We start from the raw sequence: 12,971 nt of genomic DNA on the forward strand, positions 1-12,971 counted from the left end.
CACCATGCAAGTCCAGACCGCCCAGTCAGAGCCAGTATCAGAGTCCCCCTTGAGCCAGATCGAAGCCGTCGAAGTCGAGATCTCGGTCGTCCTGGGGCGATCCGTACTGCCCATGAGCCAGCTCCTGCGGATGGGCCGCGGGGCCGTGATTCCGCTCGACGCCTCCGAGACGGACGAGGTCTGGATCCTGGCCAACAACCACCCGGTGGCCCGCGGCGAGATCGAGATCCGCGAAGACCGCATCGCCATAACCGTGACGCGGGCAGCGGACGTCTATGATTTCATGGCGGGTGCCGCCTAGTCGTGGCTAGTGGCTAGTGACTAGTGACTAGGTCGGGCCACGAACCAGAATTCCCGTCCAGTCGCCCCTCGGCGAAGCCGGCTCAAACTGGCCACCAGCCACCAGCCACCAGCCACTCACTTCTCCCCTTCCCTTCCCCGCCGACCTCCGCTATCAGCCCCCCTCCGATGCGAGCGGTCGTGGCGGAATTGGTAGACGCGCAGCGTTGAGGTCGCTGTTCCTTAACCGGAGTGGAAGTTCGAGTCTTCTCGACCGCACCATCGAAACAACAGGGCGAATTTCGGCTGGAATTTGAGCTGACATAAACAGGGGAGGCCGAGCGTGATTACCACCGCAACAGCCCCCCTGCCGCCTTCTCCCGACGACGACATCGACCACGACGCCCTCGACGAGGACTACGTCCTGACGGCGTCCTTCGTCGAAAAGGTCGTCGATGCCTCCGACGCCGGCGACGGCCCCAAGCTCCGTTCCCTGCTCGAAGACCTGCACCCGGCCGACGTGGCCGATCTGATGGGCTTCCTGACGGCCGAACACCGCGCGGTCGTGGTGCTGTGGCTGCCGGCAGACCTGCTGGCCGAAACCCTGCCCGAGCTGGACGACAATATCCGCGAGGAGGTGCTCGAGCGGGTTCCGCACCTGATTCTGGCCGAGGCGCTGCAGGAACTGGATTCCGACGACGCCGCCGCCGTGGTCGAAGACCTGGAAGATGACCAGCGCGAGAAGGTGCTGGCGGCCATGCCCGAGGTCGACCGCGCCGCGATCGAAAGCTCGCTGCGCTATGCCGAGGATTCCGCCGGCCGCCTGATGCAGCGCGAGGTCATGGCCGCGCCGTCGTTCTGGAACGTCGGCGACACCATCGACCACATCCGCAAACAGGGCGAGGACCTGCCCGAGCTGTTCTTCGACATCTATGTCGTTGACCCGTCGAACAAGCCCGTGGGCGGCCTGCCGGTCAGCGGCCTGCTGCGCGCCCCACGTTCCGTCGCCCTGGTCGACCTGATGGAGCCGATCAACGAGATCGCCGTCGACCAGGACCAGGAAGAGGTCGCCTACATCTTCGAGAAATACCACCTGATCTCGGCGCCGGTCATCGATGCGGCGGGCCGGCTGGTGGGCCAGATCACCGTCGATGACATCGTCAACATCATCCAGGAAGAGAACCGCGAGGATATCCTGCGTCTGGCCGGCGTGTCTGACGAGGACCGGGGTTCATCGGTGTCGGAAATCGTGCGCGGCCGCGTGCCGTGGCTGGCGATCAACCTCGCGACGGCGGTGCTGGGCTCCATCGTGATCTCGTGGTTCGAGGGGACGATCAAGGACGTCGTCGCCCTTGTCATCCTGCTGCCGATCGTCTCGGCCATCGGCGGCAATGCCGGCACCCAGGCACTGACCGTCACGGTGCGGGCCCTCGCGACCCGCGAGCTGAACAGTTCGAATACCTCGCGCACCTTCCGTCGCGAACTGGTGGTGGGGTTTGCCAACGGGCTGGTGCTGGCACCGCTTATCGGGACAGCGGCGGGACTTTGGTTCCAGGACTGGCGGGTCGGAGCTGTCATCGCGGCGGCCATGGTGCTGAACCTGCTGGTCGCAGCCACCGTCGGCGTGCTGACGCCCGTGACCCTGTCGAAGCTGAAGTTCGACCCGGCCGTGTCCTCGGCGGTGTTCGTGACCGCGACCACGGACTTCTTCGGGTTCCTGATCTTCCTTGGTCTCGCCACGCTTGTCCTGATCTGATCGCGGCCGGAGCGAAATCGGTCGAGCTGGACGTCGTCCAGCTCGGCCCGGATTTCGCTCCAGCATGATGCTGGACCATTTTCCGGGTTCGGGTCCTTCGACCCGAAACAAGCATGGTCCGGCCCTTGCTGGTTCTCTCAACGGGCGAGCAAGCCCGTCTCGATTTGGGTCAATCCGTGTCCGAAGCGACCACGCCACGTCTGAAAGTCTCCCGCGAGGGGGTCGTCCTCATCAAGAGTTTCGAGGGCTTTCGGCCGCACGCCGTGCGCTCCGGGGATGGGCGCTGGGTCATCGGCTATGGCCACACGGCCTCGGCCCGCGAAGGCCTGAGTGTGGGCGAGCAGGACGCGGAACTGCTGTTGCAGTACGACCTGATGCCGGTGGTGAAGGCGCTGAACGAGCGCGCGCCCGTCGGCCTGAACCAGCATCAATTTGACGCCTTGGCCAGTTTCTCCATCTCGGTCGGAGTCGACCGGTTCCTCGGCTCGGACGTCCTTCAGCGGCTGAACGAGGGCCAGGCCGGGCTGGCCGCCGACGCCCTGATCGGCTGGCCCGAGCCGTCGTCACCCGATGCCCGTCTGCGCCGCCGCGCTGCGGAACGTGCCCTGTTCGTGGCCGATCCGGGTGCCGCGGTGACGCTCGCCGACTTGCTGGCCGCGCCGCTGCCGACCCCGCAGATCGCGGCCGGGAGTGGCGATGTGTTCCGCGAGGTCGTGGCCGATCCCGCCCTGCGGACCCCGGTGATCGACGCCGGGAGCGTCGCATCCGATGCGCGCGCCGCGGCTGTCGCCGCACTGCTGGGCGAAACGGGTCAAACCGAATCCTCATCCGGCGAGGAAGGGGTGCCGGAGCCGGCCGGGCTGACACCAACCCTGCCGCTGGCAGGCCCCACCAGCGCTGTCCCGTTCGGCCGCTATTCGCCCTACGGGGCCGCGATCATCGGCCCCCTCCCCGGCTTCGCAGCCCTTGTTGAGGCGCCCGCCGACGAAGCGCCCGTTCCCGCCGCCGTGGACCCCGACGAGCCCGTCCAGGCTGCTGGCGAAGCCGCTGTTGAGGTGCCACCGGCGTTCGAGCACCAGCCGGCAACGGTTGCCTTTGAGCCGGCAGAAACCTCTCCAGTGATTCCGCTGGTGTCTCCGGGTCCGGTGACCTCGCCGTTTCCGCCCATGGACCAGCCGCTGGTCCTGACCCCGCTGACCGAAGCCGACATCGCTGCGACCGAACGTCCCGTCTGGCCCGAAGAAGACCGCGCCGGACCGGCCGCGAACAGGGAAACCGTTCTCTTCGAGGACGAGCCGACGCTGTCGGTTCTGCGTCACGAGATCGAGCCCGCCCAGCCGCGCCGGTTCGACTGGAGCGAGACCGGGGCCTTCCTGATCATGGGCGGCGTGGGCCTGGCGGCCTGCGGCGCATCGGCGGCCGCCTTCCGCCTGGCTGTTGAACAGCCCTCGCCCATGGGCGAGACCACCGTCATCGCCTGGGCCCTGGCCCTGATCGGCGTGATCTGCGTCGGCGTGTCGTCGTGGAACCTCTACGTCCGCTGGGGCTAGCCGGACTGACTTTGCCTCCGGTGCGCGTGGTGCTACGCCCCCCGCCATGAGCATTCCCAACGCCCCCCAATCCATGGAATTCGGCCTCGGCGAAAACGCCGACATGATCCGCGAGACCACCGCCCGCTGGGCGACCGACCGCCTGGCGCCCCTGGCCGCCGAGATCGACGAGACTAACGCCTTCAAGCGCGAGCTGTGGCCCGAGATGGGCGAGCTGGGTCTGCACGGGATCACGGTCGAGGAAGAATACGGCGGCCTCGGCCTCGGCTACCTCGAACACGTGGTGGCGATGGAGGAGGTGTCGCGCGCCTCGGCCTCGATCGGTCTGGCCTACGGGGCCCACTCCAACCTGTGCGTCAACCAGATCCGCCGCTGGGGTACGGAAGAGCAGAAGCGGAAATATCTGCCGAAGCTGATCTCCGGCGAGCACGTCGGCTCGCTGGCCATGTCCGAGGCCGGCTCGGGCTCCGACGTCATGTCGATGCGCACCCAGGCCCGCAAACAGGGCGACCGCTACGTCCTGAACGGCACCAAATTCTGGATCACCAACGCCCCGCACGCCGAGACCCTGGTGGTCTACGCCCGCACCGGCGAAGGCAACGGCGGCGTCACCGCCTTCCTGATCGAAAAGGGCATGAAGGGCTTCAGCGTCTCCAAGAAGCTGGACAAGATGGGTATGCGCGGCTCGGACACGGCCGAACTGGTGTTCGAGGACTGCGAAGTCCCGGAAGAGAACGTCATGGGTCCGGTCGGCGGCGGTGCCGGCGTGCTGATGAGCGGGCTCGATTATGAGCGCGCGGTGCTGGCGGCCGGGCCGCTGGGCATCATGCAGGCGGCCCTCGACGTGGTCCTGCCCTATGTCCGCGAGCGCAAGCAGTTCGGCAAGGCCATCGGCAGCTTCCAGCTGATGCAGGCCAAGGTCGCCGACATGTATGTGGCCCTGAACTCGGCCCGGACCTACGTCTACGCCGTCGCCCGCGCCTGCGACGCCGGCAAGACCACCCGCTATGACGCGGCCGGCGCGATCCTGCTGGCGTCCGAGAACGCGGTAAGGGTCAGCCTCGAGGCGGTGCAGGCCCTCGGCGGTGCAGGCTATACGAAGGAATGGCCGGTCGAACGTCTGGTCCGCGACGCCAAACTGTATGACATCGGGGCGGGGACGAACGAGATCCGACGCTTCCTGATCGGGCGGGAACTGCTGGGCGGCTAGGGAACCGCTCGCGTGTTCCGGGATTGCGCGTGTGTCGATGGACGATTGTTAAGTGGCGCTGTCACAATGTCGTGCCTAGATCGCATCTCACTCCGTCCGGACACCCGTCGCCGATGCCCGACTACGACTACCACAGCGACGCCCGCCCCTTCTCCCGGGTCATTGAGGACCTCGGTGCCAGGGACGAGCCGAAGCTCTACCTCGGCGAACTGGTCAATGCGTTCGGAGAGCGCGGCTTCGGGGCCTTGCTGCTGTTTCTGGGGCTGATCAACGCCCTGCCCCTGCCCCCGGGTTCGACCACCGTTCTCGGTGCGCCGCTGCTTCTGGTGTCATTGCAGGTGCTGGTCAGAAGCGACCAGATCTGGCTGCCCCGATGGGCGCTTAAGGGCTCGATCGACCGTGCGGGCTACCGCAAGGCCAGCGCCCGGATCATCCGGCCGTTGCGCCAGATCGAACGCCTGTCCCGGCCCCGGCTCCTGGCCATGACCGGTCCGACATCGGAAATGGCGATCGGACTGATCTGTTCGATTCTGGCCTTCATCCTCGTCCTGCCGATTCCCTTCGGCAACATGGCCCCCGCGATCACCATCGCCATTTTCGGCTATGGGATGACCCAGCGCGACGGGATCGTGATCCTGCTCGGCTGGATCGGGGCCGCGCTGTGCGGCACCATTCTGTTCGTCGCCTGGCAGCTTATCGCCACGGGACTGGAAAACGCCCTTCGCTGGGTCGGCGGCCTCGTCTGAAACCGCAGCGCCGAGCAAGGCGTCAGTGGCTCTGGCGCATCCCTGCGCCCACGGCTGGGTTCCCTTTTCGCGCGGAGCGCTGAAGCCCACCTCCCATCCCCACGCCGGGGCGCGCACCTTTTCGCAGGTCCTCAATGATCCCGGTCAGGGTGTCGGACCCCGGCTGACGCTCCAAGAAGTGGTGGAAAGCCTTGGGGAACGCGGCTTCGGGGCCCTGATCCTGGGCCTGTCGCTCGTCACCCTGGTGCCCTGGCCGCCCGGGGGGGAAGGCCTTGTTCGGGATCGCCATGATCCTGTTCGGCCTCGACCTCATGTCACGCGACGGCGCGATCCTGATCTTCGGCTGGTTGTTGGCGGTGGCGAGCTTGGTCATTTTCGGCGGTCTGGCCCGCTGGATCGGGCTGGCCGCCTGAAATGCGAAACGCCGGAGAGGTCTCCCCCTCCGGCGTCTGCAAGAACCTGTAGCCGTCAGCCGCGGAAGAGCGACAGCACCAGCTGCGGCGTCTGATTGGCGATACCCAGAGCCTGAACCCCCAGTTGCTGCTTCGTCTGCATGGCCTGGAGCTTGGCGCTTTCCTTCGCCAGATCGGCATCGACCAGATTGCCCACCCCCGCCTCCAGCGCGTCCGACAGCTTGCCGACGAACGTCAGGTGGGTCGAGAGCGCCTTCGACTTGGTGCCCAGCCGCGCGAGCGAGGCCGAGACCTTGTCGATGGAGGTGGTAACGGCCGTAAGCGAGGCCGCCGCCTTGGTCAGGGTGTCGATCGACTGCGTCGCCGCGATCGTCACGTTCGCACCACCCAGAGCCAGAACCTCGGCGCCGACCGTGATCGACGACGTACCCGCCACATTGGCCAGTGCCTGGAACCCCGTCGCTCCGGTCTTCAGCAGGTTGACCCCGTTGAATTCCGCATTGGACGTGACCGTGGCGATCTGGTCGCGAAGGGCCTTGAAATCCTCGTTCAGTGCAGCGCGGGCCGACGTCTTGAGTGACGCATCCGTCGCCGAGAGTGCCTTCTCCTTCAACTGGAGCAAGAGGTCTGAGACCGTCTCGCCCGCTGCCAGGGCCACATCGACCGCGGCGATGCCACGATCGAGCGACTGTTTGACCGCTCCCAGCGCCCCGATATCGGCGCGTTGCCCCTGGGCGATAGCCCAGATGGCACCATTGTCCTTGGCGCCGGCGACAGACTTGCCGGTACTGATCCGGTTCTGCACCTGCGACATGGACGCGTTGGTGGCGTTCAGGTTCTGGAGCGCGATTTGCGCGCCCGTGTTCGTATTAACCGACATGGTCATCGGCGGTCCTTCCATTCTGGTCGGGTGAAGAACGGCCTTCTGGCCGTCGAACCAGTTCTGGTCCGCGCACGTACACGCAAGGATCAGGCCGGTTTCCGGCCCCATCCTGTGTCAATCTTTTCAGAGACTTGGCGGATGTCCGGGCGTCGCCCGGCAGGTCTGACCGACTCCGCAGGCCCAGCCTTGCCTACCCCCGGCGCTCAGGCAGCCTGCGCGGCTCCGGGGCCGGACAGACCCTGCATGACCATCTTGTTGATATCGATCAGGGCTTCAAAATCGTCCTCGCCGCGCATGATCGCGGACGAATGACGGCTCACGAACAGGCTGATCGAGATGATCTGGGCGCGCAGGCTCTTGTCCATCGCATTGTCCGGATTGGCGCAATCGGTCGCCAGCGCCGACCAGAGCCGGCGATTCCAGTCGAGCGCGTCGATCCGGGTGGGCACGTCGGAAGGATCCACCGTAGAGGCGTGAATCAGCGCCCGGGTGACCTGGCCGAACAGCCGGTATTCCGTTTCACGCGGGTTTTCAGCCCGCGTGGCCGCGGTCTTGTACGCCTGCAGCGACATTCGCCAGCCCTTCCTCGTAATCCACCAGTTTCCGGGCCGCCATCAGGGCCTTGTAGTATTCACGCGCCATCACGTGACGTGACGCCGCAATGCAGTCCGCCAGCACCTGGGGATTGCGGGTCGCACTCATGAACTCGGTCAGGCGCAGGGCGAACTCATCATAGACCTTGGCCGCCGAAGCCTCGTCCAGGTACATCATCATGACCGGGAAATAGACCCGGGTCGCAGGACTTTTGACGTCATCAGGCTGCAGAATATCCTTCTCGCGCAGCACCGAGGCCTTGTTCTGAAGAATCAGCACGCCGCGCCGATCGCCGTTCTGGACGACCGCGCCGTTGAGCACGAATTTCTCGCCCGGTTTGAGCGACAGCTTGAGCGGCATGGGCGGGAGCGTCTCCTGACAGGCTCGCGGCGACGTTAGGAAGCCGGGAACAAACACAGGTTAAACAGGCGTGGTTAACCATGTCTTGTGACCCGGCGGCCATCCTCGGGCATCACCTCGGGAATCGTCCATGTCCGCAGCCGATCTGGCTTCAGAATTCGTCCACGCTCCGGGCCTCGCGGCACAGGGAATGGTGGGCGATTCCGCCTCGCCCGAGGCCATCCGAAAGCTGTCGCGCCAGCTGGCCAGTCCGAAACTGGCGGTGAAGGCCCAGCGCAAGAGTCTGGAGAAGCTGAAGGCGGCTCTGATGGCGATTCGCGCGGGCGACTTTGCGCTCGGTGCCAAACGGGCGCTGGACGCCCTCCAGATTGACGAGACCAGCGGACTGGCCTGGCATGTCCTGGCGATCTGCCGCGAGAAGTCGGGTGATTTCGGCCAGGCCCTGCTGGCCTATGAGGCGGCGCTGAAGCTGTTGCCCAACGAGACCGACGTCGCCCACGACCTCGGCCGGCTGGCGCAGCAGATGGGCTATCTCGACATCGCCGAGAAACTGCTCCTCAAATATCTGGGGGGCGATCCCGGTCATATCGAAGCCACCAATAATCTGGCCTGCGTGCAGCGTGACCAGAAGCGCTATGGCGACGCGGTCGAGACCCTGCGCGCCCTGCTGGGTGTCGAGCCCGAATCGCCGGTGCTCTGGAATACCCTGGGTACGGTGCTGAGCGACCAGGGCGACATGACCACGGCCCTGACCTTCTTCGAGGAGGCGCTGCGGCATGATCCGGGCTTCTCGAAGGCCCGCTACAACCGCGCCAACGCCCGTCAGCCGCTGGGCGACGCGCTCGGGGCGCTGGAAGATCTGGACGCGGCCCTGCCCGGCGCCGAAAGCCCCTATGAGCGGGCCATGATGACCATGGCGCGGGCCATGCTGCTGATGACCCTGGGCCGGATCCCCGAGGGGTTCGAGGCCTATGAGGTGCGGCTCGACCCCCACCTGCCCGAGGCCATGCGGGTCGCCGTGAAGGCCCCGCGCTGGGATCCGAAAACCCAGGACGTTCGCGGCCGGCGGCTGCTGATCGTGGGAGAACAGGGGATCGCCGACGAGATGGTCTTCGGCACCTGCATCGGCGACGCGGTTGAGGCCGTCGGGCCGGAGGGGCAGGTCTTCGCCGCGGTCGAACCGCGCCTGATCGGCATGTTCCAGCGCGCGTATCCGACCGTGATCTTCGGCGCCCACAGGGCCGTCAAGCTGGAGGGGCGGATCACCCGCTACGTGCCCTTCGTCGAGGAGATGGAGGACGAGGTCGATCTGTGGAGTCCCATGGCGTCCCTGCTGGCCGTCTATCGCCCCTCGATCGACCGCTTCCCCGATCGACGGGGCTATCTGAAGGCCGATCCGGACAAGGTCGCCATCTGGCGCACCGAGCTGGAAAAGCTGGGTCCGGGCCTGAAGGTCGGCCTGCACTGGAAGAGTCTGGTGCTGACGGGCGCGCGCGCGCGCTATTTCTCCAGCTTCGACCGCTGGCGGCCCGTGCTGGAGACGCCGGGCACCGTCATGGTCAATCTGCAGTGCGGCGACGTCACAGACGATCTGGCGGCGGCCGAGGCGGCGGGCGTCTCGATCTGGACCCCCCCGATCAATCTGAAGGACGATCTGGAGGATGTCGCGGCCCTGTCCGTGGCCCTCGACGTGGTGATCGGTCCGGGCATCGCCGGGACCAATCTGGCGGCCGCCGTCGGGGGCACGGCCTGGATGATCACCGCGCCGGACGACTGGCACTATCTGGCGACGGACAAATATCCCTTCTATCCGCATGTGAAATTCTTCCCGCGCGACAGTTTCGACGCCTGGGAGGGCGCGATCGAACGGGTTCGCACGGCGCTGGATGAAGCGGTCGAAGTCGGGAACGCCGGATAGCGGCGGGGCGTTGATCTTCCGAACAGGGAGACCGTCTCATGCCCGAACGCGACGACGATCCGGACGATCAGGACCAGGCGGAAGTCTATGACGAAACCCACATCGATGATGAGGGCGACGGCGACATCCTGCTGGACGAGGCCGATCCGGTCCTCGACGTCACCCAGGCCGCCGGCGACGCCGACGAGGAAGAATTCGACGAAGACGCCGGGGACGACCTGGACGAAGTCCAGGGCGCTTCGGGTATCGAGGCCGAGGCCGACGCCCTGCTGGGCCTTGACGGCGAACGCCTGACCGAGATCGACGGCGAGAGCGCGGGCGGCCGCGGCCCTGACGAGGTCGAGCTGGTCTATACCGGCCTGATGCGCAATGTCCGCGGGGCCCAGGCCAGCGCCGCCCACTGGGAGGCCAAAAGCCTCTCGGACGACGATATCGCCAGCCTGGGCTACGGCCCTGACGCCGACGACGACCATCCCGTGAAACAAGGAGAGCCGACATGACCGGCCCAACCGACCACACGCTGCCGACCGCCCGCGATGACGACAACCCCGACACCCCCTACGCCCGCAAGGCCCCGCCCGAACACGGCAAGCCGGACCAGTTGCGCGAGGCGCAGCGCGAGTCGGAGGACCGCCAGGAAGCCCTTGTGGACGAGGGTCTGGAAGAGACCTTCCCCGCCAGCGATCCGGTCTCGGCCAAGCGGATCACCTGAAGCCGCGGTGTCCCCTGCCCCTGGGGGTGCAGGGGGGGGGGGCGATGGACGTCGTTCGGTCGGGACGGAAACCACCGCAGCCCGTGTCTCACGCGGGGCCCGCCCGACGGGTTGACCTGCGCCTGTAAAGCCCCTCCCCGGGATGGCCAGGCCGCCCGGGCACGGCCGCGCGTGAAGGCCAACAAGGGTCAACACCACGGTACAAGCACCTCGGGCACCGAACGCGGACACGCGAAACGTCCGCTGTGGGGGGGGGGGGGGGGAGCGGCCTTCAATGCTGGGCACACACACCGCGCCTGTCAGCCTCGCTATGAAGCGTCGGGTGTCAGCAGTCTTTCCATGGCCGTGAAGTCAAGACAGTCGCCATAGGCGGCTATCATCTCGGAACGGTATTCCGGAAAACCCTCATCGTCATCGAGGAATTGACGCACGTCCTTGCCGATCAGTTGTAGGGAAAGGGCGTTCTCCACGATCTGTTCGCTCGCGGTTGCGATAAGCGCTTGATGGCGGTCGAGATTGGAAATCTGTTGAAGCGCGTCGGCGCGAACTTCGGCGTCCATGTTCAGCTGACTGTAGGCGAGCGGAGCGAGGCCCATGGCGGCGAGGAACTCCGCATCATTGAGTTCCTGCTGTTTCCTGATCTGGGCAAACAGGGACGCGTACTCCACTGCCCTGTCGGCAGGAATGCGTTTGAATGCTTCACTGCCCAGGGCGCGATCAAAGCTTGAAGTCACCCAGAGGCGGGTGGGCGAACGATAGATTTGTGGGGTGGCGAAGCCGAACCCGCTTGATGAAGCCTCGACAGGCTCCAGATCCCCGGTCGCCGCATCGACCCGCTCCGAGAGCACACGCAATCTTTGGATGAGGCACGGCGTTACGGCCTGACGCTCCAGAGAAAGGAAGGCTGCGCGCGACACATCGTCAACGAACGCGCGTTCGAGGTCGCGTGCGTCTGTGCGGAAGCGGGCCTCCTGAACGAGATTTTCGAGGCCAAGGGCGACAAGCACCCCCAAGACGACGACGGTAAACTCGACCATTCTCTGTCGGCTGATCGAAATTCGGATTTTCCGCTTCGGAGGCGGGTCCGGTGTAGGCTCTGACATGAGTGCTGTTCCCCGAACGTCACTCTATGCGTGTGGGAGGCTGAGGCAATAGCGTCGGTTGCAATGTCCGCTACAGGTAGGCAGCCGACAGTCGCCTGAAGGTGGAAAGCGGCTGTTGACGGAGGCTGGCTTCAGAGCCGAAAACCTTCAATCATGAACATCGGGAATGGCTACGATCCGTCATGGTTTCGAAGGCTCTGGCGGCTCGTGCTGATCCGGTGGCTGCTCTTCTCCATGATCGCAGCCGCGCTTTTAGCGATGAGTATGAGCGTCTGGTCAGCCGTCTTCTTAGGTTTCGTAGTCGGCGCGTTCGTTAACGTGGCTTGGTTTTGGGTAGCCTAACCGACGACCGCGACACGAGGGCGTAACGTCCACTATGGGTCGGGAGCCGACATCACCTTCCTTGCCGATACCGGACAGTCGACGGCTTCGCCAGGAGCCGATCTCGGGTAGCGGGTCTGGTACACAGATTCAGGTCTGCATCATTGAGATCAACGCGTCAGCAGCATCCGGTTTCGGACACGGCACGTCCCTGCGTCTCCGCCAGACCGTCCGGCAAAACCGCCGGTGCCGTCTCATCCGTGCATCCCCGCGAAGGCGGGGACCCAGGCTTTGGCCTCACCGCCGGTGTCGGGTTGAGCCGGGGTTCATTCAGCCCGTCCCGTGGCCGCTCAAACCTGGGTCCCCGCCTTCGCGGGGATGCACGGTGTTTTTAATGACGGAAATTCACCGTTTCCCTGCTTTCGTCATCCTCCGGCAAGCCGCGCCTTCGCGGCGCAGACCGGGGGACCCAGCGGCGCGCGAGAGCGCGAACCTGTCGCGGACCTTGTCAGCAACCAGGCCGCGTGAACAGATCACCTTCGGCGCCGCTGGGTCCCCCGGTCTCGCGGAGCCTGTCCTCGGGCCAAGCGAAGCTCGGACCCGGGGGCTCGCCGGAGGATGACGAAAGAAAAGTGCGAGCAATAAACGCTCAGCCATACAGGTTCTTTCGGCTAACCAATTGATCGATAATGATATAAAGTCTGAACCACCATCATCTCCCAGCCGCATCTCCGCCCCGTGCGACACTGCTTCCCGTCCCGTCGCAGGGAGGCTCGCTCGGCCGGCGAACCGAAGCGGCGGCGGGAGCGGAGGGAGCGGGCCGTGACGGAGCGATCCGGATGCGGAGGCCCGGAGGCTGCAACGCCCCCAGGTCAAGGGACGGGGAACAACCCCCGTCCGGTCCAGGAGACGGTCGTCGCCGTCCCTGCCAGCGGCGCGCGGACCGGGTCACCTGCCAACAACAGGCGACGGCCCCGGCGTGTCGAAAACCAGCCGCGCGGAGCGTCTGTCTTTCGCCGAAACGGTATTCAAATCTCGATCATCCGGGCGAAGGCCCGGGCGCTCCGCCAAGCCTCCCACGCCCCTCGCCAGAGAGGCCGCATCCGCATGCCCGAACGCGACCGAC

At 65.8% G+C, this 12,971-nt stretch carries 12 protein-coding genes, 1 tRNA gene and 2 pseudogenes; 11 read left to right on the top strand and 4 right to left on the bottom strand.

What is annotated here, in order from left to right:
• Positions 1–4 precede the first annotated feature (4 nt).
• From ACP7AS_RS11895 to ACP7AS_RS11930, 8 genes and pseudogenes are all read left to right on the top strand, one after another.
• Positions 5–301, top strand: a complete 297-nt coding sequence (locus tag ACP7AS_RS11895; RefSeq protein ID WP_426029075.1) for a FliM/FliN family flagellar motor switch protein — start codon at positions 5–7, stop codon at positions 299–301.
• Positions 302–474: 173 nt separating this feature from the next.
• A tRNA-Leu gene (locus ACP7AS_RS11900) sits at positions 475–561 on the top strand.
• Between the two features lie 61 nt (positions 562–622).
• Positions 623–2,035, top strand: a complete 1,413-nt coding sequence (gene mgtE / locus ACP7AS_RS11905) for a magnesium transporter (protein WP_426029076.1) — start codon at positions 623–625, stop codon at positions 2,033–2,035.
• Between the two features lie 176 nt (positions 2,036–2,211).
• Complete coding sequence (locus ACP7AS_RS11910) at positions 2,212–3,585, top strand: glycoside hydrolase family protein (RefSeq protein ID WP_426029077.1); 1,374 nt, start codon at positions 2,212–2,214, stop codon at positions 3,583–3,585.
• A gap of 46 nt (positions 3,586–3,631) precedes the next feature.
• On the top strand, positions 3,632–4,795 hold the full coding sequence (locus ACP7AS_RS11915; RefSeq protein ID WP_426029078.1) for an isovaleryl-CoA dehydrogenase: 1,164 nt from the start codon (positions 3,632–3,634) through the stop codon (positions 4,793–4,795).
• 113 nt (positions 4,796–4,908) lie between these two features.
• Complete coding sequence (locus ACP7AS_RS11920) at positions 4,909–5,541, top strand: exopolysaccharide biosynthesis protein (RefSeq protein WP_426029079.1); 633 nt, start codon at positions 4,909–4,911, stop codon at positions 5,539–5,541.
• A gap of 25 nt (positions 5,542–5,566) precedes the next feature.
• Positions 5,567–5,783 (top strand): annotated as a pseudogene (locus ACP7AS_RS11925) (hypothetical protein); the annotation flags it as partial.
• Positions 5,784–5,807: 24 nt separating this feature from the next.
• Positions 5,808–5,954, top strand: a pseudogene (locus ACP7AS_RS11930) (hypothetical protein); the annotation flags it as partial.
• Positions 5,955–6,009: 55 nt separating this feature from the next.
• On the opposite strand, the gene ACP7AS_RS11935 reads toward ACP7AS_RS11930, so the two are convergent.
• From ACP7AS_RS11935 to flbT, 3 genes are all read right to left on the bottom strand, one after another.
• Complete coding sequence (locus tag ACP7AS_RS11935; RefSeq protein ID WP_426029080.1) at positions 6,010–6,840, bottom strand: flagellin; 831 nt, start codon at positions 6,838–6,840, stop codon at positions 6,010–6,012.
• A 200-nt stretch (positions 6,841–7,040) separates the two neighbouring features.
• Positions 7,041–7,409, bottom strand: coding sequence for a flagellar biosynthesis regulator FlaF (flaF, locus tag ACP7AS_RS11940; RefSeq protein ID WP_426029081.1), 369 nt, complete (start codon positions 7,407–7,409; stop codon positions 7,041–7,043).
• Positions 7,369–7,791 carry a flagellar biosynthesis repressor FlbT gene (gene flbT / locus ACP7AS_RS11945; protein ID WP_426029082.1) on the bottom strand — a complete coding sequence of 141 codons (423 nt, stop codon included), beginning with the start codon at positions 7,789–7,791 and terminating at the stop codon, positions 7,369–7,371. The genes flaF and flbT overlap by 41 nt, the downstream gene beginning before the upstream one ends.
• Before the next feature lie 130 nt (positions 7,792–7,921).
• Between flbT and ACP7AS_RS11950 the strand changes: the two genes are divergently transcribed.
• Genes ACP7AS_RS11950 through ACP7AS_RS11960 form a run of 3 tightly spaced genes read left to right on the top strand, consistent with a single transcriptional unit; the run spans position 7,922 to position 10,421 of the window.
• On the top strand, positions 7,922–9,709 hold the full coding sequence (locus ACP7AS_RS11950) for a tetratricopeptide repeat protein (RefSeq protein WP_426029083.1): 1,788 nt from the start codon (positions 7,922–7,924) through the stop codon (positions 9,707–9,709).
• Between the two features lie 38 nt (positions 9,710–9,747).
• A complete protein-coding gene (locus ACP7AS_RS11955) occupies positions 9,748–10,209 on the top strand; it encodes a hypothetical protein (RefSeq protein WP_426029084.1) in 462 nt (153 codons plus the stop codon).
• Complete coding sequence (locus ACP7AS_RS11960; protein WP_426029085.1) at positions 10,206–10,421, top strand: hypothetical protein; 216 nt, start codon at positions 10,206–10,208, stop codon at positions 10,419–10,421. Before ACP7AS_RS11955 ends, ACP7AS_RS11960 begins: the two co-directional genes overlap by 4 nt.
• 308 nt (positions 10,422–10,729) lie before the next feature.
• Here ACP7AS_RS11960 and ACP7AS_RS11965 read toward each other — a convergent pair whose 3' ends face one another.
• The gene (locus ACP7AS_RS11965; protein WP_426029086.1) at positions 10,730–11,458 is read right to left on the bottom strand and encodes a hypothetical protein; all 729 of its coding nucleotides are present in this window, start codon (positions 11,456–11,458) and stop codon (positions 10,730–10,732) included.
• Positions 11,459–12,971 lie beyond the last annotated feature (1,513 nt).

It is taken from the genome of Brevundimonas sp. TWP2-3-4b2, assembly GCF_049897345.1.
Lineage (GTDB): Bacteria > Pseudomonadota > Alphaproteobacteria > Caulobacterales > Caulobacteraceae > Brevundimonas.

Bases quoted from the DNA above. Each gene is read 5' to 3' on its own strand.
- ACP7AS_RS11955 (WP_426029084.1), top strand. From the start codon at position 9,748: ATGCCCGAACGCGACGACGATCCGGACGATCAGGACCAGGCGGAAGTC.
- ACP7AS_RS11920 (WP_426029079.1), top strand. From the start codon at position 4,909: ATGCCCGACTACGACTACCACAGCGACGCCCGCCCCTTCTCCCGGGTC.
- flaF (WP_426029081.1), bottom strand. From the start codon at position 7,409: ATGTCGCTGCAGGCGTACAAGACCGCGGCCACGCGGGCTGAAAACCCG.
- ACP7AS_RS11935 (WP_426029080.1), bottom strand. From the start codon at position 6,840: ATGACCATGTCGGTTAATACGAACACGGGCGCGCAAATCGCGCTCCAG.
- ACP7AS_RS11895 (WP_426029075.1), top strand. From the start codon at position 5: ATGCAAGTCCAGACCGCCCAGTCAGAGCCAGTATCAGAGTCCCCCTTG.
- ACP7AS_RS11950 (WP_426029083.1), top strand. From the start codon at position 7,922: ATGTCCGCAGCCGATCTGGCTTCAGAATTCGTCCACGCTCCGGGCCTC.
- ACP7AS_RS11915 (WP_426029078.1), top strand. From the start codon at position 3,632: ATGAGCATTCCCAACGCCCCCCAATCCATGGAATTCGGCCTCGGCGAA.
- ACP7AS_RS11965 (WP_426029086.1), bottom strand. From the start codon at position 11,458: ATGGTCGAGTTTACCGTCGTCGTCTTGGGGGTGCTTGTCGCCCTTGGC.
- flbT (WP_426029082.1), bottom strand. From the start codon at position 7,791: ATGCCGCTCAAGCTGTCGCTCAAACCGGGCGAGAAATTCGTGCTCAAC.
- ACP7AS_RS11960 (WP_426029085.1), top strand. From the start codon at position 10,206: ATGACCGGCCCAACCGACCACACGCTGCCGACCGCCCGCGATGACGAC.